This is a genomic window from Mesorhizobium sp. P160187, from assembly GCF_057766425.1.
In genome coordinates, this window is record NZ_JBYMDX010000004.1 from 423,949 (window position 1) to 445,864 (window position 21,916).

The window sequence follows — 21,916 nt, forward strand, 5'->3', positions numbered from 1 at the left end:
GGTTGAAGTCAAGGCGATGCGCCTGCCTTCTACGCCTGAAATAGGCAAGGGCGGACGCTGCCGCGCAATCGCCCGTTTCGCTCAGCCGGCCGCAGCTGCAATCAGCCGTTCCGCCAGGTCGAGCGTCAGCGCGTCGAAATGCGAAATCACCGCCGACGGCTCGAATTCTCTGACATGGCGGTCGGTGTAGCCGAAATCGACGGCGACCACCGGAATGCCGGCGGCCTTGGCCGTGTCGATGTCGGTCTGCGAATCGCCGACCATCAGCGCATGGTGCGGGTCACCGCCGGCGAGCCTGATGGTTTCGGTGAGATGGCGCGGGTCGGGCTTGCGGAAGGCGAACGTGTCCTGGCCGGCGATCGCGGCGAAATGCTTTGTCAGGCCGAGCGCCCCGATCAGCGCTTTCGAATTCGCCTCATATTTGTTGGTGCAGATGGCAAGCAGGTAGCCGGCCTTCTCGAAGCGGGCGATCGCCTCGACCACGCCGGGGTAAGGGCGCGACTTGCCGGGGATGTTGAGCGTGTAGTGGTCGAGGAACAGCTTGAGCAGCCGGTCGTGCTCCTCCACCGCCAGCGACTTCTGCTGCGCGGTATGCGCGCGCTCGATCATCACCCGTCCGCCCTGGCCGACAAAACGCCGGAAGCCGGCCTCGTCGACAGCGGCAAGCTCGCTGGCGGCAAGGCTGTGATTGAGGCTGTCGAGCAGATCCGGCGCCGTGTCGATCAGCGTCCCGTCGAGGTCGAACACGATGATCGGTTGGGTCATGGCCTATCCTGTGGCTGATGCATTGCAGGCAGGCGATAGCGGCTGCGCTTCTTTCAGGCAAGCCGGTGGGAGCCAAAGTCTTTGACCCTGCGGGCAAAAGTGCTAGGAGCGCGCATCCAGAAAAATCAGAACCAAGCCAAATCCCCGGGGCGAGCATGGATGCGAGGCAGTTGAAGGTCGAGGCCGGGCGGGCTGCCCTTGCCCATGTCAGTGACGGCATGCGCATCGGCATCGGCACCGGGACGACGGCCGACGAATTCGTGCGGCTGCTGGCCGAAAAGATCGCCACCGGCTTGTCCGTCATCGGCGTGCCGACGTCGGAGCGCACTGCAGCCCTTTGCCGCGAACTCGGCGTGCCGCTGTCGACGCTTGAGGAAACGCCCGAGCTCGACCTCACCGTCGACGGCGCCGACGAGATCGACGCGGCGCTGACGCTGATCAAAGGCGGCGGCGGCGCGCTGCTGCGCGAAAAGATCGTCGCGGCGGCATCTCAGCGCATGATCGTCATTGCCGATCGCTCGAAGATCGTCGACACCCTTGGCCAGTTTCCGTTGCCGATCGAAGTCAACCAATTTGGCCTGCGCGCCACTGAAATCGCGGTCGCGGCAGCGGCCAAAAGTCTCGGCCTTTCCGGCCCGGTTACATTGAGGATGACGGGGGGCCAGCCTTTTGTTACAGACGGCGGCCATTTTATCCTCGATGCATCTTTTGGCCGCATTCCGGATACAAGAGCGCTTTCGAATGCTCTCCATGCCATTCCTGGTGTGGTCGAGCATGGTCTTTTCATCGGGCTGGCGTCAGCGGCCATCATCGCCGGCGGCGACGGCATCCAAACCGTCCATGCCGCCCGAAAACCAGGGAGTTCTACCGATCATGATGTTGCATAACCGGGTTCGCAATCTTTGCGCCGTTCTGGCGGCTTCGGCCGTTTTCGCCTTCTCCTCCCCGGCGTTCTCGCAGGAGATCACGGAATCGCATCTGAAGGCAGCACGGGCGGCGATCACGGCAATCCACGCGACCGACTCGTTCGACAACATCCTGCCGCAAGCGGCGGCCTCGCTCGAGCAGCAGCTTATCCAGAAGAACCCTGATATGCAGGAGCTGATCGGCAAGACCGTCGGCGAAAAGGCACTGGCGCTGGCCTCGCGCCGTGCCGATCTGGAGAAGGAAGCAGCGCTCGCCTATGCCAAGGTGTTCTCCGAGAAGGATCTCACCGACATCGCCGCCTTCTACAATTCCGATGCCGGCAAGAAGCTGCTCGACAACGGCCCCAACGTGACGCGCGAACTGGTCAAGGCCGCCGACATCTGGCAGAACGGCCTGGCGCGCGATCTCGCCCAGCAGGTCGGCGAAACGCTGGCAGCCGCCGCGAAGGCCGCTGCTCCGGCCGCGCCTGCGCCGGATAACGCAACTGCCCCCGCCGATGGCGCTGCACCTGCCGACGGCGATGCGCCCGCAGACGGTGACCAGCCGGAAGCGCCGAAGAACTAAGACGTCTGATTTCGCCACCGGCATCCTTGCCGCTGGACCAGAAAGCCCGGTGGAAACCGGGCTTTTCTTTTGGCTTCATGCAGCCTACCTGTCTCAAACATTTCTTGGGGCAAGGAACAGCAGCATGGCCGGTTACGACTACGATCTCTTCGTCATCGGCGGCGGCTCCGGCGGGGTGAGGGCGGCGCGCGTGGCGGCAGCGCTCGGCAAGCGTGTCGGCATCGCCGAGGAATACCGCTATGGCGGCACCTGCGTCATCCGTGGCTGCGTGCCGAAAAAACTCTATGTCTATGCCTCGCAATTTCCCGAGCATTTTGCCGACGCCGCCGGCTATGGCTGGACGGTGCCGGAGGCGAGCTTCGACTGGCCGACGCTGGTCGCCAACAAGGACCGCGAGATTGCCCGTCTGGAAGCGATCTACGAAAAGAACGTGAAAGGCGCCGGCGGCGAGACGTTCCACTCGCGCGCCATGCTGGTCGACCCGCATGTCGTGCATCTCCTGGGCGATGACCGCACCGTCACCGCCGACCAGATCCTGATCGCCACCGGCGGCCGGCCGGCGCCGCACCCGGCGCTGCCCGGTCACGAGCATTGCATCTTTTCCAATGAGGTTTTCGACCTCAAGCAACTGCCGAAGGCGATCATGATCGAGGGCGGAGGCTACATCGCCGTCGAATTCGCCAATATCTTCCATGGCTTGGGCGTCGACACCACGCTGGTCTATCGCGGCAAGGAGATACTGTCGCGCTTCGACATGGACCTGCGGCACATGCTGCACGAAACCATGGAAAAGAAGGGGATCAAGATCCTCTGCCACGCCGTGTCGGAATGGGTCCGCAAACGGCCGGACGGCAGGCTGGATGCGTTGGTCACCGGCGGCAAGGTGCTGACGATCGACCAGGTCATGCTCGCCATCGGCCGCCTCCCAAACACCGAGAATATGGGCCTGGAAGGCGTCGGTATCGAGCTCGGCATAACCGGCGCCATCGTTGTCGACCAGTATTCCCGCACCAACATCGACAACATCTGGGCGATCGGCGACGTCACCAACCGCGTGCAGTTGACGCCTGTGGCGATCCACGAAGCCATGTGCTTCATCGAGACCGCATTCAAGGGCAATCCGACCGCGCCCGACCACGACACCATTCCGACCGCCGTCTTCTCACAGCCGGAGATCGGCACCGTCGGGCTGTCCGAGGACGATGCCGTCAAGCGCTACTCCGATATCGAAATCTACCGCGCCACATTCCGGCCGATGCGGCACACGCTGTCGGGCCGCGACGAAAAGATGCTGACGAAGCTGGTGGTCGATGGCGCCACGCGAAAAGTGCTCGGCGCGCACATCCTCGGGCCGGACGCCGGCGAGATGGCGCAGTTGCTCGGCATTCCGCTGAAGGCCGGCGTCACCAAGGATGATTTCGACCGCACCATGGCCGTCCACCCGACGGCAGCGGAGGAACTGGTCACCATGTACAAGCCCACCTACCGCGTGAAGAACGGCGTGCGGGTCGATTGACGCCCGCGCGCTCGATCTTGAAGAACCCCCCATGGCAGCCGCTGTTGCCACCGCGATGGGAGGCCTGAAGCTTATTACAACAAAGTGCCGCGCAGGATGACCAGCGCCACCGAGAAATAGATCACCAGGCCGGTGACATCGACCAGCGTGGCGACGAACGGCGCCGAGGCGCTCGCCGGATCGAAGCCGATCCGTTTCAGCGCGAACGGCAGCATCGACCCCGACAGCGAGCCGAAGGTGACGATGCCGACGAGTGCTGCCCCCACGGTCGCCGCGATCAGCGGCCAATGCGGCCCATAATCGTAGAAGCCCATATATTGCCAGAGCGCGATGCGGCAGATGCCGACCACGCCAAGCATGGCGCCGAGCACGAAGCCGGTGGGCAATTCGCGCAACGCCACCCGCCACCAGTCGCGAAGGCCGATCTCGCGCAGCGCCAGCGCGCGAATGACGAGCGAGGTCGCCTGCGAACCGGAATTGCCGCCCGAGCTCATGATCAGCGGGATGAACAGAGTGAGCACGATCGCTTTTTGCAGTTCGCCTTCATAGCTTTGCATGGCATTGGCGGTCAGCATCTCCGAGATGAACAGCGCGCACAGCCAGCCGCCGCGCTTCTTGATCATCGCGAGAAAGCTCATCTTCATGTAGGGCTCGTCGAGCGCCTCCATGCCGCCGAAACGATGCGCGTCCTCGGTCGTCTCCTCGATCATGGTGTCGATGATGTCGTCGATGGTGACGATGCCGAGGATCTTGCCGTGGTCGACGACGGGAACCGCGAGCAGGTCATATTTGGAGATCGTCTGCGCCAGTGTCTCGCGATCGGTCAGCGGCGTCACCGTCACCGGGGCGCGATCCGGCGCCACCGACAGGATCGGATCGTCCGGCTCGCCGGTGATCAGCCGGCGCAGGCCGGTCGAGCGCACCAGCACATGCGTGTCTGGATCGACGATGTAGATGGCGTAGACGGTCTCCCGCGTCCGCTCCACCTTGCGGATGTAGTCGAGCGTGCGCCCGACGGACCAGTCCGACGGCACGCTGACGAATTCGGTCGTCATGATTGAGGCGGCGCTGCCTTCGGGATAGCCGAGAATGGAAAGCAGCGTTGCCCGCAGCGGCGGGACCAACCCGCCGAGCAGCTCGGAGCGCGTCGGCTCATCCAGCTCTCGCAGAATATCGGCGGCGCGGTCGACCGACATGGCGGTCAGCAGCTTGCACGCCTTGGCGCGCGGCAGCGCCTCGGCCAGATCGGAGGCGCCGTCGAGTTCAGGCTGGTCGAAGATCTCGACCAGCCGCTCGAACGGCATTTCGCAAAGCAGTTCTATCGCGGTATCGCGAGCTTCCCGGTTCAGGGCCTCGACGACATCGGCGACGTGATCATTGGCAAGGATACGCGCGATAGCGACGGCATCGTCGCCCGCTACGACGGGGGTAAATTCGTTCATGGCTCACTCCTTGCCGTCCGGCGGGACGTGAGCCGTTAGAGGTCACATCGAGGCGGACGGCGGTTGCGTTCGACTACTGTCGCCAGGCATGGCGCGGTGACCTTTCTGCTCGCGGGTTCGAGTTGGAATTCAGCGAGCGGGCGCAACATAGGAGCGCATCTTGGCGAGTCAATCGCGGGGGTGGCGGAAAACAGCCGGGAGCCGGCCCAATCGCGAGACTGTGATGATTATTGAAGGGGGAGGGAGCGAGTGCCCCGCCGCCAGTGGCGGAACGCGCTTCGGCGTGGCTGCTATTTCTGCTTCAGCCGGCGTGAAAAACGCATCCATTTGTCCTCGACCGGCCGCGGCTGCGTAAGGATGGTGGTGAGCTCGCGCGGAAGGTTCGGAACAAGCGGCCTCTTGGTGGCGACGCCGTCGGCGATCGCGACCACGCTATGGTAGAATTCCTCGCCCGAGGCCGAACGTGGCGGCACCGCCTCATGCATGATGCTGATCACCGTGACATCGGGACAGTTGTCCTTGATGGCCTGGTGGAAGGCGATCTTGCCATCCGGATCGAGCGCGCCGGTCGCTTCGTCGAGGAACAACAGTCCCGGTTGCTGCAGCACGATGCGGGCCACAACCAGCTTCTGCTTCTGGCCGCCGGACAGCAGCTGGTCCCAGATCTTTCCCTCGCGGCTTTCATCGGCCATGTGTTCGATGAAATCGCCAAGGCCGGCCTTGTGCAGGGCTGCCGCGACCTGCGCATCGCCATAGTCGTCCTCGGAGCCGGGCAGGCACACCAGCTGCTTCAGCGACACCAGCTGCAGCTTGACCTCCTGTGCGGCATAGAAGCTCCTCACACCGTCAGGGAAGACGATGGTGCCGCGGCCATAAGGCCACAAGCCGTTGATCGCCTTGATCAGCGAAGTCTTGCCGCAGCCGGATTCGCCCTTGAGGAATGCCCACTCGCCGCGCCGAAAGCGCAGATTGGCTGCGCTCAGGAACGGCGTGGCGTCTTCACCCTGATGCGCCAGTTCAAGCTTCTGGATGGTCAGGCCGAAGACCGGGTTCTGGCTGGCATAGTGGAAATCGGAACGGCCGGTCTGGCTGTAGAATTCCTGCGGCTGTTGGACGTTTTCAATGGCGTGCGCCAATTCAATGACGCGCTGGCTGTTGGCCCGCAAGGTGGCGAGACTCGGCATGACATGGATGAACCAGGAACATTTGCTGATCAGCGCGTTGACCTGCTCGGAACCGGTTATGTAGCCCTTGAGGTCGACGCCGTTGTGGATGAACGGCACCAGACCAGGTCCGTAGGCGACAACTTTGGCCCCGACGAAATTATAGACCGATTCGAATCCCGCATAGAGGGTGTTGACGATGTTGAGCTTCGACCAGGTGGTATCGATATCGAGATAGAGCCGTCCATGTATCGTCTTTTGCACGTCTTCGCCTTGCGACGCCGACACATGGAAACTGCGGCGCAACAAGGTGATCAGCTCGCTGCGATAGGTGCCTTCGGCCTTCTGCATCCTGACATTGAGCCACTCCAGCATTCCGCCGAGTTTGATCGCGATCCAGGTATTGACGGGCACATAGATGGCAACCGCCAGCAGAGCGAGGACGGCGCTGCCATAGCTGCCGAGGGCATCCAGGCCTTTTACCTCCACGGAATTCGCCAGCAAAGCGCCGCCGACAAAATAAAGTGAGGTGAAGACGCCGAAGACACCTTGGGCAAGCCCGATGGCGCCGCCCGCCATGTCTTTGATGGATTCCTGCACGCGCTGATCGATGTTGTCGGGCGCTGGCGCATCTGGCGAGCCATTCTGAGCGTGGTAGTGAGTATGGTTGGTATCAAGCAGCGCCGCATTGAAACGCGCGTTCAACCAGGCGCGCCATTTGCGATGCAATGTCGCCGATACAAATTTGCAGGCGCCTATGATTCCCATGTCCTTGAACACGACCAGCAGCACAAGCAGGCCGGCATTGGTAAGCACTGATTCAAGGGGCGTGGTATTCGCGGCGTCGTGGAAAAAAGCGATTGAGGCTGCCAGTTCGCCCGCCAACACGGTAAACCAGACGTCGGCCTTGCTCGACAGGGCTATGATGAGTGCGAGGACGACGGTGAGAGCCCAGGCCTCTCTCCACCGGTCCGAGAACCAGTAGGCCCGCATCAGTCCCCAGAAGGTCCGCATCGACGATACTGGCGTCAGGGGCGACGGCCCGGCGGGGGCGTCGCGGTTCCAAAGTGCCGATATTGAACGTCGCGGTCTGTCGACCCGAATCACAATCCCGCCCAAACCTTTTTAGTTTTGTTACGGATAGTAACACCAATTGATCATTTTCTATGAATTTTATCCCGGCGAATGTGAAGCAGCCCACCCGCCGTTGCCATGAGGCAACAGTTGGTGCTGCGAGACCGCCGTCTTTGGGCCGAATTTGTCCTTTGTTTCAATGTGTTGCGAGAACGCTCAGATGTGCGAATATATTCCCTGAGGGAAGGCTCATACACGGCTTTGTGACCAAAAGGCCTGCCCGTCGGCCGGTTTTCCCACCGCGCGCTAACCGGATCGCCCGAAAAATTGCCGTCCGTGATCGCCCCAGGCCGCCCGAATCATTTCACCGGCCATCATGGTTGGGCACGCAAGATCGTCGCTCCTGCACGGCGACTGCTCATGAGTTGGCCCACGCTTTTTAGCTGCAGCTCAACACCGTTTGACAATCAAGCGCACTGGAATGAACCTTGCCGGGCACTGTCGGCACCGATGCATGTCCGGTCCCCAACAAGGAAGCTCCCCAATGCTTGCACGCGCAGCCGTTCCCGCAATGGTGACGCTCTTTGCCTGGCTGCCTCTTGCGCATGCCGTCAGCCAGACCATTCCGGCAAGCGCCGAAGGGCAAATCGAGTTCAATGCTCCGTCCGGCAACATCGGCTGCATCTACACGCCGAAGGGCGGCACCAGCACCTACGAACCACAGGATGGCGGTCCGGAACTGAGCTGTTCGCGCGTCGAGCCCAGCTACGTCACCGTGATCCTTGGGCCGAACGGCCCGGCGACCTTGATCAAGAATCCGGGAGAGCAGGGCTGCTGCAGCGATGTCGCGAAGCTGGCCTATGGCAACAGCTGGAGCAAAGGGCCGTTTACCTGCCAGTCGTCAACCAAGGGACTGACCTGCACGGGCAGCAACGGGCATGGCTTCTTCCTCAGCAAAGCCAAGGTGACGGTGAAATAACTTCGGTCAGCCGGCCTTTTCCAGCTCGCCCTTGGCCTTTGCAGCCGCGACCTGGCGGATGGCATCCGTCAGCGTGTCGGGGTCCTGCGCGCCCATGACGGCGTATTTGCCTTCGAGCAGGAAACACGGCACGCCGGTGATCCCCATCCGCGATGCCGTGGCGATTTCTGTGCGCACCTCCTCGACGTCGGCATCGGTCGGCAACAGCGTTTCGACCACGGCAGCGTCCATGCCTGCCTCGCGGGCGGCATCGACCAGCACGGCGTGGTCGCCAATATTGCCGCCTTCCTCGAAATACAGCTGGAACAGCCGGCGCACGAGCCGGTTCTGCACGGCTTCACCGGCGGCACCGGCCCAGCGGATGACACGATGCGCGTCCAGCGTGTTGGCGGCCACCTTGATGGCGTCGAAAGCGAAATCGATGCCTTCGGCTTCGCCGAGCGGCTCTATGCGGGCATGCATCTGACGGATGCGCTCGTCGCTGCCGAATTTGGCCAGCATGTATTCGCGCCGGTCCTTGCCCTCGGGCGGGATGGTCGGGTCGAGCTGGAACGGCCGCCAGCGCACATGAACCTCAACGTCGCCGGCAGCGGCAATCGCTTTATCCAGCCGCTTCTGGCCGACGAAGCACCAGGGGCAGACGACGTCGGAAACCACGTCGACGGTAATGGAATTGTCATCGCTCATCTTGATCTCCTGCAGCCGAACGTTTCAGCGAGACCGATCTCGGCCACGCTCAGTTCGGCTTGCGCCACCAGGTCGGCCATTGATAACCGAATATGGGCGTCTTTTTGGGATGGTCCAGGTAATTCCAGTAAGCGAGCCATTGCTGCGCGTTGTACTGCATCGGCACCATGTAATTGCCGGAGATCAGCAATCGGTCGAGCACGCGCACGGCGGCGACATAGTCTTCCTTGGTCCGTGCTCTCAGCATCGCGTCGATCGCCGCGTCGACCGCCGGATCGGCGACGCCGGCCAGATTGAATGAACCTTCTCTTTTGGCCTCTGAAGAACCCCAGCGAAGGTTCTGCTCCATACCGGGAGACAGCGAGTTGCTGAACCCGCTCGACCCGACAAGAACCTCAAAGTCGAAACGCTGCTTGCGCGACTGGATCTGGTCGGCCTCGAGGCTGCGGATGGTCACCGCGATGCCGATCTTTTCCAGCGAGCGCTGATAGATGGCGGCAAAGCGTTCCTCGTCCTGCGAGGCCGTCAGGATCTCGAAACCGAACGGGTTTCCCTTTGGGTCCAGCAGGACCCCGTCCTTGACGGTGTAGCCCTGGCTCTTCAGCAGGTCGAACGCCACCTTCAGCACCTTACGGTCCTGGCCGGTGCCGTCATTCACCGGCGGGCGCCAGCTGCCGTCCATGACATCGGCCGGCACGCGGCCGGGGTAGGGCGCCAGCAGCGCCTTTTCCCTGTCGCTGGCGGGATGGCCGAGCGCGGAAAGTTCGGAATTCTGCCAGTAGCTCATCGTGCGCGTGTACTTACCGCCGAACAGGTTCTTGTTGGCCCATTCGAAGTCGTAGAGCATGCCGAGCGCGCGCCGCACCTCCGGATTGGAAAACTTCTCCAGCCGCGTGTTGAACAGGAACCCGGTCACCACGGGCGGTATGCCGGTGTCGAAGGTCTCGGCGATCACCTGGCCGCGATGAAAGGCGGGAAAATCGATATCGCGCTCGCGCTTGACCGGATCGCCCTCATCGTAAATGGCGCAGATGCCTTTCTTGAACGCTTCCGTCTTGGCATTGGCGTTGAGGAAGTACTCGATGGTGATCTGGTCGTAGTTGTCGAAGCCGCGCTTGGAAGGGATGTCCTTGCCCCAGTAATTCGGATTGCGCTTGAAGACGATGCGCTGTCCCGGCTGCACCTTGTCGATGGTGTAGGGACCGCTGCCGATCACCGGCTTCAGCGTCGTCTTGTCGAAGGTATCCTTGTTGAAGGCGTGCTTTGGGATGATCGGCGTCAGCGCGATGATCAAGGGGGTCTCGCGATTGGCCTTGTCGTTGAAGGTGAAGCGCACGCTGTGATCGCCGGTCTTTTCGAGCTTGGCGATCAGGCTCATGCGATCCCTGTAGGGCGGGCGGCCCTTGTCGGTGAAGACATCGTAGGTGAACAGCACGTCATCCGGCGTCACCGGCTCACCGTCCGACCACTTCGCATTTGGATTAAGGTGGAATTCGATCGATTTGCGCTCCAGGTCCATATCGGCTGTGTCTGCGAGCAGGCCATAGAGGGTGAAGGCCTCGTCGTAGTTGCGCATCATCAACGGCTCGAAGACGAGATTGCCGAAAATGAGGTCCTGCATGCCGCGCGCCGTGGTGCGCAGGCTCTTCAGGATGAACGGGTTCAGATTGTCGAAGCTGCCGACGACGCAGTAAGTGATGTTGCCGCCCTTGGGCGCATCGGGATTGACGTAGTCGAAATGCTGGTAGTCGGCTGGCAGCGCCGGCTCGCCCTGCATGGCGATGGCATGTTTCGGTTCCGACATCGCCACGCCGGGTGCAAAGGCGAAGAACGAGATTGCGGCGATCAGCCAAACAAGAATGCGGCCCATGACCGTCTCCTTACTGGGCGGCTTGATGATTCGGAGTGCACCCTAACATGGCGCCGCGGCGCTCCGGCCAGATACATTAATCCAAATCGCACGACCCAAATTGCGAGGCCAAGAATTGCAGGCGGCGGGCTGGATTCGGCTGCTCATGCAGTGTAACACGCGCTCCGAAGTCATTCTGTTGCCTCAATTCGGCAACAGGTAGCAGGACCACACGGCGCGAAGAAGCCGGTCCCGGGATCATTTGAGAGGAAATGCACGACATGACGAGCCTGAACAGCAACGCATACCGCCTTTCGGTCCTGGCCGCGGGCGTGGTCGGCTTTCTGGGCGCCGGACTTCCCACCGCTTCGGCACAGCAACAGATTCCGCAGGGTTGGTTCAAGGCCTGCACCAAGCAGGAAGATGTCGACATCTGCAATGTCCAGAACATCATCACTGCCGGCAACGGCCAGTTCGTCACCGGCGTCAGCCTGATCGAGTTGAAGGGCAAGGTAAACCGCAAGGTCTTCCAGGTCACGGTTCCCCCAGGTCGCCTGGTGCCCCCCGGCATCGCCCTGCAAATAGACGCCGGCAAGGCGACGAAGCTGGATTATGTCATTTGCTTCGCCGACCGTTGCGTTGCCGAAGTGCCGCTGACCGACGCGCTCGTCGCTTCCTTCAAGAAGGGACAGGCGATCACGCTGACCTCGATCAACTTCCAGAGTCAGCCAAATCCAATCAAGGTTGCCTTGACCGGCTTCAGCGGCGCCTTTGACGGCGCGCCGCTGCAGCAGTCGGACATCGAGGATCGGCAGAAAAAACTTCAGGATTTCGTCGTCAAGAACAACCAGGACTTCGCCAAGAAGCTCAAGGACGAGCAGGCCAAGGCCAAAGCCGCCAACTAATCGCCGGGACAGATACCGGAGCGACAAAAAAGCGGGGTCATGCCCCGCTTTTTTGTTGTCGTCACGTCGATGCAAGGTGATGTCAGTGTCTCGACTGGCGTTTCGGCTCGTAGCGTCCATCCGGCCGCTTGTCGAACATCTCGCCGATCTGTGGATGCCGGACCGGCTCACCTGACTGGTCCTCGAGCAGGTTCTGCTCGGAGACATAGGCAATGTATTCGGTTTCCGAGTTTTCAGCGAGCAGATGGTAGAACGGCTGGTCCTTGCGCGGCCGCACGTCGGCCGGGATCGCCTCGTACCATTCATCGGTGTTGGCAAATTGCGGATCGACATCGAAAATGATGCCGCGGAATGGAAACAGCCGGTGGCGAACCACTTGTCCGATCGAGAATTTGGCTGTTTTCATCGTACTCACCACTAAGCCTTAAAAGCGCCCGGCGTCCCTCGGAATGCGCGGCAGACCCTCTAAGGCTTTGAATTTACACGCGCTGCGATCAAAAATCGAGCCCGACTTTAGGGCTGGTTTCAGGTTCAATTGACGCAGGCCGTGTATCAATTCAATGCCGAAGCGCTTGACGCCCGGAGAAGCTACGGGTTAGCCGGGCTCAGGGGTTTCGGGCGAAGGCAAAAATGTCTGACGTCGTCGGTCTTGTTCTTCCGTTTTTCGGGCTGATTTTCATCGGCTTTCTGGTCGCACGCATCACCTGGCAGCCGCTGGAGGCGCTTGGTTGGATGAACACCTTCATCGTCTATGTCGCGCTTCCAGCCCTGTTCTTCCAACTGCTTGCCCGGACGCCGTTCGAGCAGTTGACGGAATGGCGCTTCATCTTCGGCTCGGTGTTTTCCACCTACACGACCTTCTCGATCATGTTCGTATGGTCGGTGACGGCGTCTCGCGGCGAGATCGCCCAATCGACGATCAAGGCGCTGGCCGCGGCCTATGGCAATATCGGCTATATGGGGCCGGGACTGGCGCTGCTCGCCTTCGGCGAACAGGCGGCGGTTCCCGTCGCGCTGATCTTCTGCTTCGAAAATATCATGCATTTCGCCATCGCGCCCATGATGATGGCGCTGTCGGGCGACGACAAGACATCGCCGTGGCGGCTCATCCTCGGCGTAGTCAGGAAAATCGTCCTGCACCCGTTCATCATCGCGACCGCGCTTGGCGTCGGCGCCGCCTATCTCCGCTTTCACCCACCGCAGCCGGTCGATCGCCTGCTCGAATATCTGTCTCGGGCGGCCGCCCCTTGTGCCCTGTTTGCCATGGGCGTGACGCTTGCGCTCCGGCCGCTCAACCGCGTGCCGCATGAACTGGCGTCGATCGCGGCGCTGAAGCTGATCCTGCATCCATTGCTCTGCTACGTCGTGCTGAGCTGGATCGGGAACTTTTCCGAAATCTGGGTTTTTTCAGCCGTGCTTTTGGCGGCATTACCGACCGCAACCAACGTCTTCGTCATCGCCCAGCAATATGGCGTCTGGGTGCAACGCGCCTCGGCCAGCGTCATGATCACCACCTGTCTCTCGGTGCTGACAGTGACCGGGCTGCTCTACATGATCCGCCACGGCATCTTACCGCCGGACCTGTTTCCCTGAACCGCCGGTAAGCGCCGCAAAGCCGCTGCCCGGCCTCAAGCCTTCGCGCATGAAAAAGGCGCGCAGCGGCGCGAAACTGCCAAGCACATTGAGGCCGGCGCTGCGTGCCATCTGCGCCGGCAACATGTCCGAAAGCAGCGACATGTTGAGCAGATTGACCGCGCCGGAACGCGCCAGAATGTCGGGACGGCGCCTGGAATCATAGGCGGCCAGGGCCTTCGCGGCGCCGGGGTCGCCGCGATTTTCACCAGCGATTCCAATCAGATCCTCGATGTCCCTGATGCCGAGGTTGAGACCTTGGGCTCCGATCGGCGGGAATACATGTGCAGCCTCGCCGACCAGCGCCACCCGGTTTTGCGCGAAGCGCCCCGGTGATGCCGCAGAAAGCGGGTAAATTTGTCGGCCGGGCTCGACCGACACCCGGCCCAGCATCGACTGCATCTGCTGCTCAACACGCTCGGAAAGCGTCGCGTCATCAAGTGCGGCGAGGTCCTTCGCCGTCTCCGGTTTCACCACCCAGACGAGGCTGGAGCGGTTGCCGGGCAACGGCACCTGGGTGAACGGCCCGGTCTCTGTGTGGAACTCGGTCGAGGTGAAGCCGTGTTCGCTGCGATGGCCAAAATTCAGCACCAGCGCCGCTTGGCGGTAGGATCGCACCGAGGCCACTATGCCTGCCGCCTCGCGCGCCGGCGACAGGCGCCCATCGGCAGCGACCGCAAGCGCGGCCGAGACTTCGCGACCATCAGTCAAGACGGCATGCGCCTGATCGGCGTCCAGACGCCAACTCTCGACCATCGACGTCAGCCATTCGATGCCGGGATGCGCCGCGACGGACTTGGCCAGCGTCGGGTTCAGCGCACTATTGGGCAGGTTGAGCCCGAACTGCTCCTCGCCGATCTCTATGGCGCGAAAAGTCACCACCGGGCTGCGGATCAGCCGGCTGGTCGCATCGACGATGCGCATGACCTTCAGCGGCGCGGCCTTCGGCGCAAGTTCGGCCAGCACGCCCAGCCGATCGAGAACCTTGAGAGCAGGGTTCATCAGCGCCGTGGTCCGGCCATCGGGCCCGCCTGCTTCGGGTCCGACCAGGGTTACCGGAAAGCCCGCCTCGGCGAAACCGAGCGCCGCGATCAGTCCGGCAGGGCCGCTGCCGGCTACCAGTATCCGTGCTGTCTCGCGATGATCCAAATTGGACTTCCAGTTTGCGATGCAGGTGTCTACCCATGGATATAGGTCAGACCATGCGGCTTGATCAACGCGGCGATTAGGCTCATTCGGTTGTCATGACCGGCCAGCAGGACGATTCAGCCATCTCGACCGCGCCGGCCGCGCCACGGCAAGCCTGGCCCGCAGCCCCCGCCTGACGGTCAACATCGCCATCGCCGGCGGCATTCTGCTCGCCTGGTTCATTCTCGGCGCCATGGCGATCCGCGGCGCCGAAGGCCGGCTCCCCGGCGTACCAGGCGATGTGGTCCTGCGATATCTGCCGCAACTGCCGCTGCCGGATGTCCTCGACCGCTTCTTCGGCATGTGCCTGACGCCCGCACCACTTGATGCCGGCGGCGCACCGGTTCTGGCGCTGATCGTGATGTGGTTTTTGATGGCCGTGGCGACGATGCTGCCGTCGGCGGCGCCGATGATCCGTACCTATTGTGAAATCGCCGACACCGCCCGCATCAAGGGCGAGCCGGTGGCCCACCCGCTGGTCCTGGTTGCCGGCTACCTCTCGACATGGCTTGTCGCCTCTATCGGCTTCGCGGTGCTGACGTTGCTCGTCCACGCATTTGCGTCCTCCGCTCGATTGCTCGATCCGGTGAGCGGCCTTGCCGCGGCGGCCGCGCTGCTGGTTGCCGGCCTCTACCAGTTCAGCAGCCTCAAGCAGGCCTGCCTGACAAAATGCCGGAACCCGTTCTCGACACTGTTTTCCAACTGGAGCGCGGAGCCGGGTGGCATCTTCCGGCTAGGGCTGAAGCAGGGCCTGTGGTGCCTCGGCTGCTGCTGGGCGCTGATGCTGGTGATGTTTGCCGTCGGCGCGATGAACGTGTTCTGGATGGCGCTGATCGGCCTGTTCACCTTGATCGAAAAACAGACCACCGGCAGCCTTCCAACCCGAGTGGCCGGTGCGATACTGCTTGTCTGGGTAGTCGCCCTGCTAGTAGTCTCGGAATGACGGGGGAGAATTCCATGGCAGAGCAAGGCTGGGCAATGAAAGGAGAGCTCGTACTCTCCTGCAATTGCACGGTTTTTTGTCCTTGCGTGCTGTCGCTTGGCAGCCATCCGCCGACGGAGGGTTATTGCCAGACCTGGGCGGGCTTCCGCATCGACGCAGGCCATTTCGGCGAGGTCGACCTGTCCGGCCTCAATCTCGGTCTGGTCATGGAAATCCCCGGCTATATGAGCCGCGGCAACTGGACCGCAGGCCTGTTCATCGATAAGCGCGCCTCCGTCTATGCGGTGAAAGCGCTGACCAGGATCTTCACCGGGAAGGCCGGCGGAACAACCTCGCTGTTGTCGATCCTTGTCGGCAAGTTCCTCGGCGTCGAGCAGGTGCCGATCACCTACGAGACGCGTGACAAGACCCGTATTTTCCAGATACCGAAGATCATCGACGGGGCGGTCACACCGATTCCCGGCAAGGATCGCGAGAAGGATACCGTGATCGGCAACTCGGAATACTGGATCGCGCCGGAGATCATCGTGGCCAGGTCCGACAAAAGCAAGATGCGGGCTTTCGGCCGCAACTGGAACTTTGCCGGCCGCTCGGCCGAAATCTGCAAACTGGATTGGCGGGGCCCGTGAGCAAGAACACAACCGCCAGGAATGCCGCCAAAAAGATCACCGACCGGATACCCAGGCCGAAGAAAAAGGTCACCTGGCCGCAGGCGCGGGCATTCTCGGTGCATCTGTTGACCGCGTCTGGCTCGTTCCTGGCCTTCCTGTCGCTGGTGGCGGCAAGCGAGCAACGCTGGACGGCGATGTTCTGGTGGCTGGGGCTGGCGCTGTTCGTCGACGGCATAGACGGGCCGATCGCCCGCAAGCTCGAGGTCAAGGAGATTTTGCCGACCTGGTCGGGCGAACTCCTCGACAACATCATCGACTATGTCACCTACGTGCTGATCCCGGCCTTCGCACTCTACCAGCGCGGCTTCATGGGCGAAGGGCTGTCGTTCCTGTCGGCGGCCATCATCGTGGTGTCCAGCGCCATCTATTATGCCGACACCGGAATGAAGACGAAGGAGAACTTCTTCAAAGGCTTTCCGGTCGTTTGGAACATGGTCGTGTTCACGCTGTTCGTCATCGAGCCCGGACAGTGGGTGTCCTTCGGCGTCGTCGTGGCGGCCGGCATCCTCACCTTCGTGCCGATCAACTTCATTCACCCCGTGCGGGTGGTGCGGCTGCGGCCAATTAATCTTGGCATGACGCTGCTCTGGTGTGCTTTCGGTGCGCTGGCGCTGGCGCAGGCGGCCCTTGCCGCCTTCTACGACCAAATCGGCGTTTTGGGCGAACAGGTCAGCGTCTTTACCAAGGTCGGCATCACCATCACCGGACTTTACCTCGCCTGCATCGGCGGTATCATGCAGTTCTTCCCCAAACTCGGCGCCAAGCCGGACACTAAGAAAGCCTGACCGCAGGAAAGCCCACAATGTCCAAAGCAGTCCGTATCCACGCCCATGGCGGTCCGGAAGTCCTGACCTATGAAGACGCCGATCCGGGACAACCCGGCGCCGGGCAGATCCTGGTCAGGCACACCGCGATCGGCCTCAATTTCATCGATGTCTATCACCGCATCGGCCTCTATCCGCCGCCCGGCGGCTTCCCGCTGATCCCGGGCGGCGAGGCGGCAGGTGTGGTTCTCGAGGTCGGCGCAGGCATCGACTGGCTGAAGCCGGGCGACCGCATCGCCTATGCCGTCAATGTCGGCGCCTATGCCGAACAGCGCGTCGTCGCCGCCGACCGCGTCGTCAAGGTGCCGGACGGCATCAGCGACGAACAGGCCGCCGGCATGATGCTTAAAGGCATGACGGCGGAGTATCTGTTGCGCCGGACCTTCAAGGTGAAGGCAGGCGACACCATCCTGTTTCATGCCGCCGCCGGCGGCGTCGGGCTGATCCTGGGACAATGGGCAAAACATCTCGGCGCCACCGTGATCGGCACGGCAAGCTCAACCGACAAGATCGAGCTCGCCAAGGCGCATGGCTTCGGCCATGTCATCAACTACAAGGAGCAGGATTTCGTCGCCGGGGTCGCCGCCATCACCGGCGGCAAGAAATGTGACGTCGTCTACGATTCGGTCGGCAACGACACATTCCCGGCCTCGCTCGACTGTCTGAAGCCGCTCGGCATGTTCGTCTCTTTCGGTCAGTCCTCTGGACCGATCCCGCCATTTTCGATGTCGCTGCTGGCGCAGAAGAGCTCGCTGTTCGCTACCAGGCCGACTTTGTTCGTCTACAACGCCAAGCGTGAAGACCTCGAAGTCTCCGCCGCGGCATTGTTCGACGTGGTGTTGAGCGGTGCGGTCGAGATCAAGATCAACCAGCGTTATGCGCTGAAGGACGCGGGCAAGGCGCAAGCCGATCTCGAAGGGCGCAAGACCACGGGCACGACCATACTGATCCCGTGAGCTGCCTTGCTTTCAGCGTTTTGCCGCGACGCGAGGCACTGTTTACCCGAAAAACCGGGCGATCGGTTTGTTGTGCGAAGCAGGTCAATCTTTACCCCTTGAGTTTCCGCTGAAATTCTTGAAGCTCTTTCAAGGTGGGTGCTGCTTTCGCACGAGAGCGGCCAGCGCATACCATGCTGGCGGGAACACAGAACATGTCCGGGAACCGGATGGGAGGCACTGTGAGTGCAGATCATGATGGAGCGAACCTGCTTGAGGTTCGTGGCCTGACCAAGATATTCGGCACGTTGACGGCGTGCGATCATATCGACCTCAACATCGCCAAAGGCGAGATCCACGCGCTGCTCGGCGAAAACGGCGCCGGCAAGTCGACGCTGGTCAAGATGCTGTTCGGCTCGCTGGAGCCCAATTCCGGCGAGATATTCTGGAACGGGGAAGCGGTGCGGATCACCAGTCCGGGCATGGCGAAGAAGCTCGGCATCGGCATGGTGTTTCAGCACTTTTCGCTGTTCGAGGCGCTGACCGCGGCCGAGAATATCGCTCTGTCTCTGGATGACGGCTCACCGATCAGCTCGATCGCGGCCAAGGCGAGGGCGCTTTCCTTCAGCTATGGCCTGCCGCTCGATCCGGACTCGCTGGTCGGCGATCTCTCGGTCGGCGAACGCCAGCGCATCGAGATCATCCGCTGCCTGTTGCAGACGCCGCAGCTCATCATCCTCGACGAGCCGACCTCGGTGCTGACGCCGCAGGAAGCCGACAAGCTGTTCGAGACGCTGGAGCGCCTGCGCTCCGAGGGCAAATCCATCCTCTACATTTCGCACCGGCTGGAAGAGGTCAAACGCATTTGCGACCGCGCCACCGTGCTGCGTCACGGCAAGGTCGTCGGCCATTGCAATCCGCGCGAGGAAACGGCTTCGTCGCTGGCCCGCATGATGGTCGGTAACGAGGTGAAGGCCGTGGTGCGTGCGCCGGCCGAAGGCATCGAGACCGCGCAGCCGCTGCTCGAAATCCGCGCCCTCAGCCGCAAGCCGGCAACGCCGTTTTCGATTCCGCTGAAGAATATCAACCTCACTGTGCGCGCCGGCGAGGTGATCGGCATTGCCGGTGTCGCCGGCAACGGCCAGGGCGAGTTCTTCGAATCCGTCTCCGGCGAGGTGCTGCAGCAGGACGCCGCATCCGTGCGCATCCGCGGCAAGGATGCCGGCTCGCTCTCGATCACAGGCCGGCGGCTGATGGGCGCTGCCTTCGTACCGGAAGAACGCCTCGGCCATGGCGCCGCGCCGCGCATGAAGCTTTCGGAGAACCTGCTCCTGTCGCGCCACGCCACCGACGGCAAGGTTTTTGTCGGCACCGGCGGCACGGTCAAAAGCGGTGCGGTCTATGCCGCCGCCCAGCGCATCATCGTGGCGATGGATGTGCGCAAGAGCGCGCCCGATCCGGAAGCTGCGGCCCTTTCGGGCGGCAATCTGCAGAAATTCATCGTCGGTCGCGAACTCGACCGCAGCCCTGCCGTCATGGTCGTCAACCAACCTACCTGGGGCGTCGACGCCGGCGCCGCCGCTCATATCCGCCAGGCGCTGATCGAACTGGCGCGCAGTGGCTCGGCGGTTCTGGTCATCAGCCAGGACCTCGATGAGCTGTTCGAGATTTCGGACGCGATCGCGGTCATGCACAACGGCGAATTGTCCAAACCGCTGCCGATCGCCGAGGCAACTTTCGAAAAGGTCGGTCTGTTGATGGGCGGCGCCGAGCCTGGCCACGCCGAACATGGTCTGGAGACGGCATGATGCGCCTCGAACTCGTCAAACGCCCGCAGCGCTCTATGCTCTTTTCGGCGCTGTCGCCCTTCATCGCCTTCGCCCTGACGATCATCGCCGGCGCGGTTCTGTTCGCGCTGCTCGGCGTCAACCCGCTGAGCGCATTTGAGATCTATTTCATCGAGCCGATCAGCCAGGTCTGGCAGCTGCATGAGCTGGCGATCAAGGCCGCGCCGTTGATCCTGATCGCGGTCGGCCTGTCGGTCTGTTACAAGGCCAACATCTGGAACATCGGCGCTGAGGGACAGTTCATCCTCGGCGGCATTTTCGGCTCGGCCATTCCGGTGCTGTTTCCCGGGTTTGAAGGCCCGCTGGTGCTGCCGCTGATGCTGTTGTTCGGCATGGTCGGCGGTGCCGCCTATGCAGCAATCCCGGCTCTCTTGAAGACGCGCTTCGGCACCAACGAAATCCTGACCAGCCTGATGCTGGTCTATGTCGCCCAGCTTTTCCTCGACTGGCTGGTGCGCGGCCCCTGGCGCGATCCACAGGGCCACGGTTTCCCGCAGACGATCCAGTTCAATGACTCGGCGGTCCTGCCGGAACTGATGCCGGATGCCGGCCGCGCCAATTGGGGTTTTGTCTTCGCGCTTGTTGCAGCCGTGCTGATCTGGGTGCTGATGAGCCGCCTGCTCAAGGGTTTTGAGGTCCGCGTGCTCGGCTCCAGCCCGAGGGCAGGGCGCTTCGCCGGTTTCGGCCTCAACCGCATGGTGTTCTTCGCCTTCCTGCTGTCAGGCGCGCTGGCTGGGCTTGCCGGCATTTCGGAAGTCTCCGGCGCCATCGGCCAGCTCCAGCCGGTGATCTCGCCCGGCTACGGCTTCACCGCCATTATTGTCGCGTTCCTCGGCCGGCTCAATCCGCTCGGCATCGTCGCCGCCGGCCTGGTGCTGGCGTTGACCTATCTCGGCGGCGAGGCGGTGCAGAGCGCGCTCGGCATTTCCGACAAAGTGGCACGTGTGTTCCAGGGCATGCTTTTGTTCTTCGTGCTCGGCTGCGACACGCTCATCCACTATCGCATCCGTCTGGTCGGCATGGCGCTGACAAAAAGCGCGGCGAAGCTTGAAGCCGCGCCGAAGTTGAAGGAAGCCCGCTGATGGACATCGCCGTCAACATCCTTTTGACCATCGCCACGGCGGCGACGCCGCTTTTAATAGCGGCCATCGGCGAACTGGTGGTCGAGCGCTCCGGCGTGCTCAACCTCGGCGTCGAAGGCATGATGATCATGGGCGCCGTCGGCGGCTTCGGAGCCGGCTATCTCACGGGATCGCCCTGGATGGGCCTGTTGGCGGCAATTGCCATGGGCGCGGTGTTCTCGCTGCTGTTTGCGGTGATGACGCTGTCGCTCGCCACCAATCAGGTGGCGACCGGCCTGTCGTTGACGCTGCTCGGCCTCGGCCTGTCCGGCATGATGGGAACCAGCTTCGTCGGCCAGCCCGGCGAGAGGCTGCCAAATCTCTACGTTCCGGTGCTCACCGACATTCCCGTGGTCGGCAGGTTGCTGTTCGGCCAGGACCCGATCTTCTACATCTCGATCGCGCTGACGGCGGCCGTCATGTGGTTCATGTTCAAGACCCGCACCGGCCTCACCCTGCGCTCGATCGGCGACAGCCACACATCGGCGCATGCACTCGGCATCAAGGTCATCCGCTACCGCTATCTCGCGGTCATCTTCGGCGGCGCCTGCGCCGGCCTTGCCGGCGGCCACCTGTCGCTGGTCTACACGCCGCAATGGGTGGAGAACATGAGCGCGGGCCGCGGCTGGATCGCGCTGGCGCTGGTCGTCTTCGCCTCTTGGCGGCCGTGGCGCGTGCTGGCCGGCGCCTACATCTTCGGCGCGGTGTGGATCGGCCAGCTTCATGCACAGGCATTTGGCATTCCGGTGCCTTCGCAGCTGCTTTCTTCTCTGCCCTATCTGGCAACCGTCGTGGTTCTCGTTCTAATCTCGCGCAACAAGCGTCTGACGATGATGAACACGCCGGCTTCCTTGGGGCAGCCATTCGTTCCGGATCGTTGACAA

Annotated in this window: 20 protein-coding genes; 13 read left to right on the top strand and 7 right to left on the bottom strand. The window is 62.3% G+C overall.

Going from position 1 to position 21,916, the window contains the following annotated elements:
- Positions 1 to 81 precede the first annotated feature (81 nt).
- Complete coding sequence (locus AC3CCE_RS19025) at positions 82 to 765, bottom strand: phosphoglycolate phosphatase (RefSeq protein ID WP_023825560.1); 684 nt, start codon at positions 763 to 765, stop codon at positions 82 to 84.
- A 155-nt stretch (positions 766 to 920) separates the two neighbouring features.
- On the opposite strand from AC3CCE_RS19025, the gene rpiA reads away from it, so the two are divergent.
- The 3 genes from rpiA (at position 921) to gor (ending at position 3,772) form a co-directional block, all read left to right on the top strand.
- Entirely contained in the window at positions 921 to 1,652 is a 732-nt protein-coding gene (rpiA, locus tag AC3CCE_RS19030) for a ribose-5-phosphate isomerase RpiA (protein WP_352626256.1), read from the top strand.
- Positions 1,639 to 2,256, top strand: coding sequence for a DUF2059 domain-containing protein (locus AC3CCE_RS19035; protein WP_023696130.1), 618 nt, complete (start codon positions 1,639 to 1,641; stop codon positions 2,254 to 2,256). The genes rpiA and AC3CCE_RS19035 overlap by 14 nt, the downstream gene beginning before the upstream one ends.
- Before the next feature lie 124 nt (positions 2,257 to 2,380).
- Positions 2,381 to 3,772, top strand: coding sequence for a glutathione-disulfide reductase (gene gor, locus AC3CCE_RS19040; protein WP_023691326.1), 1,392 nt, complete (start codon positions 2,381 to 2,383; stop codon positions 3,770 to 3,772).
- Positions 3,773 to 3,846: 74 nt separating this feature from the next.
- Here gor and mgtE read toward each other — a convergent pair whose 3' ends face one another.
- Positions 3,847 to 5,214, bottom strand: coding sequence for a magnesium transporter (gene mgtE / locus AC3CCE_RS19045; protein ID WP_023696129.1), 1,368 nt, complete (start codon positions 5,212 to 5,214; stop codon positions 3,847 to 3,849).
- A gap of 290 nt (positions 5,215 to 5,504) precedes the next feature.
- A complete protein-coding gene (locus tag AC3CCE_RS19050) occupies positions 5,505 to 7,391 on the bottom strand; it encodes an ABC transporter ATP-binding protein/permease (RefSeq protein ID WP_023696128.1) in 1,887 nt (628 codons plus the stop codon).
- 631 nt (positions 7,392 to 8,022) lie between these two features.
- On the opposite strand from AC3CCE_RS19050, the gene AC3CCE_RS19055 reads away from it, so the two are divergent.
- Complete coding sequence (locus AC3CCE_RS19055; RefSeq protein ID WP_196813629.1) at positions 8,023 to 8,430, top strand: hypothetical protein; 408 nt, start codon at positions 8,023 to 8,025, stop codon at positions 8,428 to 8,430.
- A gap of 6 nt (positions 8,431 to 8,436) precedes the next feature.
- Here the strand turns inward: AC3CCE_RS19055 and AC3CCE_RS19060 are convergent, their stop codons facing one another.
- Both AC3CCE_RS19060 and AC3CCE_RS19065 read right to left on the bottom strand, forming a co-directional pair.
- On the bottom strand, positions 8,437 to 9,117 hold the full coding sequence (locus AC3CCE_RS19060; RefSeq protein ID WP_023755261.1) for a DsbA family oxidoreductase: 681 nt from the start codon (positions 9,115 to 9,117) through the stop codon (positions 8,437 to 8,439).
- Between the two features lie 49 nt (positions 9,118 to 9,166).
- Entirely contained in the window at positions 9,167 to 10,987 is a 1,821-nt protein-coding gene (locus AC3CCE_RS19065) for an extracellular solute-binding protein (RefSeq protein WP_352626257.1), read from the bottom strand.
- Between the two features lie 260 nt (positions 10,988 to 11,247).
- Between AC3CCE_RS19065 and AC3CCE_RS19070 the strand changes: the two genes are divergently transcribed.
- Positions 11,248 to 11,871 (top strand): invasion associated locus B family protein, encoded by a 624-nt coding sequence (locus AC3CCE_RS19070; RefSeq protein ID WP_023668972.1) that lies wholly within the window; start codon positions 11,248 to 11,250, stop codon positions 11,869 to 11,871.
- An 82-nt stretch (positions 11,872 to 11,953) separates the two neighbouring features.
- Here AC3CCE_RS19070 and hspQ read toward each other — a convergent pair whose 3' ends face one another.
- Positions 11,954 to 12,277 carry a heat shock protein HspQ gene (gene hspQ / locus AC3CCE_RS19075; protein ID WP_023668971.1) on the bottom strand — a complete coding sequence of 108 codons (324 nt, stop codon included), beginning with the start codon at positions 12,275 to 12,277 and terminating at the stop codon, positions 11,954 to 11,956.
- A 224-nt stretch (positions 12,278 to 12,501) separates the two neighbouring features.
- Here hspQ and AC3CCE_RS19080 point away from each other — a divergent pair, with 224 nt between their 5' ends.
- On the top strand, positions 12,502 to 13,464 hold the full coding sequence (locus AC3CCE_RS19080; protein ID WP_023745061.1) for an AEC family transporter: 963 nt from the start codon (positions 12,502 to 12,504) through the stop codon (positions 13,462 to 13,464).
- Here the strand turns inward: AC3CCE_RS19080 and AC3CCE_RS19085 are convergent.
- Positions 13,441 to 14,652: a UbiH/UbiF family hydroxylase gene (locus tag AC3CCE_RS19085; protein ID WP_023752274.1), complete on the bottom strand. Its 1,212-nt coding sequence runs from the start codon at positions 14,650 to 14,652 to the stop codon at positions 13,441 to 13,443. The genes AC3CCE_RS19080 and AC3CCE_RS19085 overlap by 24 nt on opposite strands.
- 232 nt (positions 14,653 to 14,884) lie before the next feature.
- On the opposite strand from AC3CCE_RS19085, the gene AC3CCE_RS19090 reads away from it, so the two are divergent.
- The 7 genes from AC3CCE_RS19090 to AC3CCE_RS19120 all read left to right on the top strand — a co-directional run bounded on the left by AC3CCE_RS19090 (position 14,885) and on the right by AC3CCE_RS19120 (position 21,913).
- Positions 14,885 to 15,634 carry a DUF2182 domain-containing protein gene (locus AC3CCE_RS19090; RefSeq protein WP_352626258.1) on the top strand — a complete coding sequence of 250 codons (750 nt, stop codon included), beginning with the start codon at positions 14,885 to 14,887 and terminating at the stop codon, positions 15,632 to 15,634.
- A 14-nt stretch (positions 15,635 to 15,648) separates the two neighbouring features.
- Positions 15,649 to 16,263 (top strand): DUF1326 domain-containing protein, encoded by a 615-nt coding sequence (locus tag AC3CCE_RS19095; RefSeq protein ID WP_023824934.1) that lies wholly within the window; start codon positions 15,649 to 15,651, stop codon positions 16,261 to 16,263.
- Positions 16,260 to 17,090: a phosphatidylcholine synthase gene (gene pcsA, locus AC3CCE_RS19100; protein ID WP_023668966.1), complete on the top strand. Its 831-nt coding sequence runs from the start codon at positions 16,260 to 16,262 to the stop codon at positions 17,088 to 17,090. Before AC3CCE_RS19095 ends, pcsA begins: the two co-directional genes overlap by 4 nt.
- Positions 17,091 to 17,107: 17 nt before the next feature.
- On the top strand, positions 17,108 to 18,085 hold the full coding sequence (locus AC3CCE_RS19105; protein WP_352626259.1) for a quinone oxidoreductase family protein: 978 nt from the start codon (positions 17,108 to 17,110) through the stop codon (positions 18,083 to 18,085).
- Between the two features lie 209 nt (positions 18,086 to 18,294).
- Positions 18,295 to 19,872, top strand: a complete 1,578-nt coding sequence (locus AC3CCE_RS19110) for an ABC transporter ATP-binding protein (RefSeq protein WP_352512014.1) — start codon at positions 18,295 to 18,297, stop codon at positions 19,870 to 19,872.
- Positions 19,869 to 20,993: an ABC transporter permease gene (locus tag AC3CCE_RS19115; RefSeq protein ID WP_031193354.1), complete on the top strand. Its 1,125-nt coding sequence runs from the start codon at positions 19,869 to 19,871 to the stop codon at positions 20,991 to 20,993. The genes AC3CCE_RS19110 and AC3CCE_RS19115 overlap by 4 nt, the downstream gene beginning before the upstream one ends.
- The gene (locus AC3CCE_RS19120; RefSeq protein WP_023738854.1) at positions 20,993 to 21,913 is read left to right on the top strand and encodes an ABC transporter permease; all 921 of its coding nucleotides are present in this window, start codon (positions 20,993 to 20,995) and stop codon (positions 21,911 to 21,913) included. The genes AC3CCE_RS19115 and AC3CCE_RS19120 overlap by 1 nt, the downstream gene beginning before the upstream one ends.
- The last annotated feature ends 3 nt before the right edge of the window (positions 21,914 to 21,916 follow it).

Excerpts from the sequence above, each read along its gene's own strand:
- rpiA (WP_352626256.1), top strand. The coding sequence starts at position 921 with ATGGATGCGAGGCAGTTGAAGGTCGAGGCCGGGCGGGCTGCCCTTGCC.
- AC3CCE_RS19070 (WP_023668972.1), top strand. The coding sequence starts at position 11,248 with ATGACGAGCCTGAACAGCAACGCATACCGCCTTTCGGTCCTGGCCGCG.
- AC3CCE_RS19025 (WP_023825560.1), bottom strand. The coding sequence starts at position 765 with ATGACCCAACCGATCATCGTGTTCGACCTCGACGGGACGCTGATCGAC.
- AC3CCE_RS19050 (WP_023696128.1), bottom strand. The coding sequence starts at position 7,391 with ATGCGGACCTTCTGGGGACTGATGCGGGCCTACTGGTTCTCGGACCGG.
- mgtE (WP_023696129.1), bottom strand. The coding sequence starts at position 5,214 with ATGAACGAATTTACCCCCGTCGTAGCGGGCGACGATGCCGTCGCTATC.
- AC3CCE_RS19080 (WP_023745061.1), top strand. The coding sequence starts at position 12,502 with ATGTCTGACGTCGTCGGTCTTGTTCTTCCGTTTTTCGGGCTGATTTTC.
- AC3CCE_RS19055 (WP_196813629.1), top strand. The coding sequence starts at position 8,023 with ATGGTGACGCTCTTTGCCTGGCTGCCTCTTGCGCATGCCGTCAGCCAG.
- AC3CCE_RS19065 (WP_352626257.1), bottom strand. The coding sequence starts at position 10,987 with ATGGGCCGCATTCTTGTTTGGCTGATCGCCGCAATCTCGTTCTTCGCC.
- AC3CCE_RS19090 (WP_352626258.1), top strand. The coding sequence starts at position 14,885 with ATGGCGATCCGCGGCGCCGAAGGCCGGCTCCCCGGCGTACCAGGCGAT.
- hspQ (WP_023668971.1), bottom strand. The coding sequence starts at position 12,277 with ATGAAAACAGCCAAATTCTCGATCGGACAAGTGGTTCGCCACCGGCTG.
- AC3CCE_RS19060 (WP_023755261.1), bottom strand. The coding sequence starts at position 9,117 with ATGAGCGATGACAATTCCATTACCGTCGACGTGGTTTCCGACGTCGTC.
- AC3CCE_RS19035 (WP_023696130.1), top strand. The coding sequence starts at position 1,639 with ATGATGTTGCATAACCGGGTTCGCAATCTTTGCGCCGTTCTGGCGGCT.
- AC3CCE_RS19110 (WP_352512014.1), top strand. The coding sequence starts at position 18,295 with ATGGGAGGCACTGTGAGTGCAGATCATGATGGAGCGAACCTGCTTGAG.
- gor (WP_023691326.1), top strand. The coding sequence starts at position 2,381 with ATGGCCGGTTACGACTACGATCTCTTCGTCATCGGCGGCGGCTCCGGC.
- AC3CCE_RS19105 (WP_352626259.1), top strand. The coding sequence starts at position 17,108 with ATGTCCAAAGCAGTCCGTATCCACGCCCATGGCGGTCCGGAAGTCCTG.
- AC3CCE_RS19095 (WP_023824934.1), top strand. The coding sequence starts at position 15,649 with ATGGCAGAGCAAGGCTGGGCAATGAAAGGAGAGCTCGTACTCTCCTGC.
- AC3CCE_RS19115 (WP_031193354.1), top strand. The coding sequence starts at position 19,869 with ATGATGCGCCTCGAACTCGTCAAACGCCCGCAGCGCTCTATGCTCTTT.
- AC3CCE_RS19120 (WP_023738854.1), top strand. The coding sequence starts at position 20,993 with ATGGACATCGCCGTCAACATCCTTTTGACCATCGCCACGGCGGCGACG.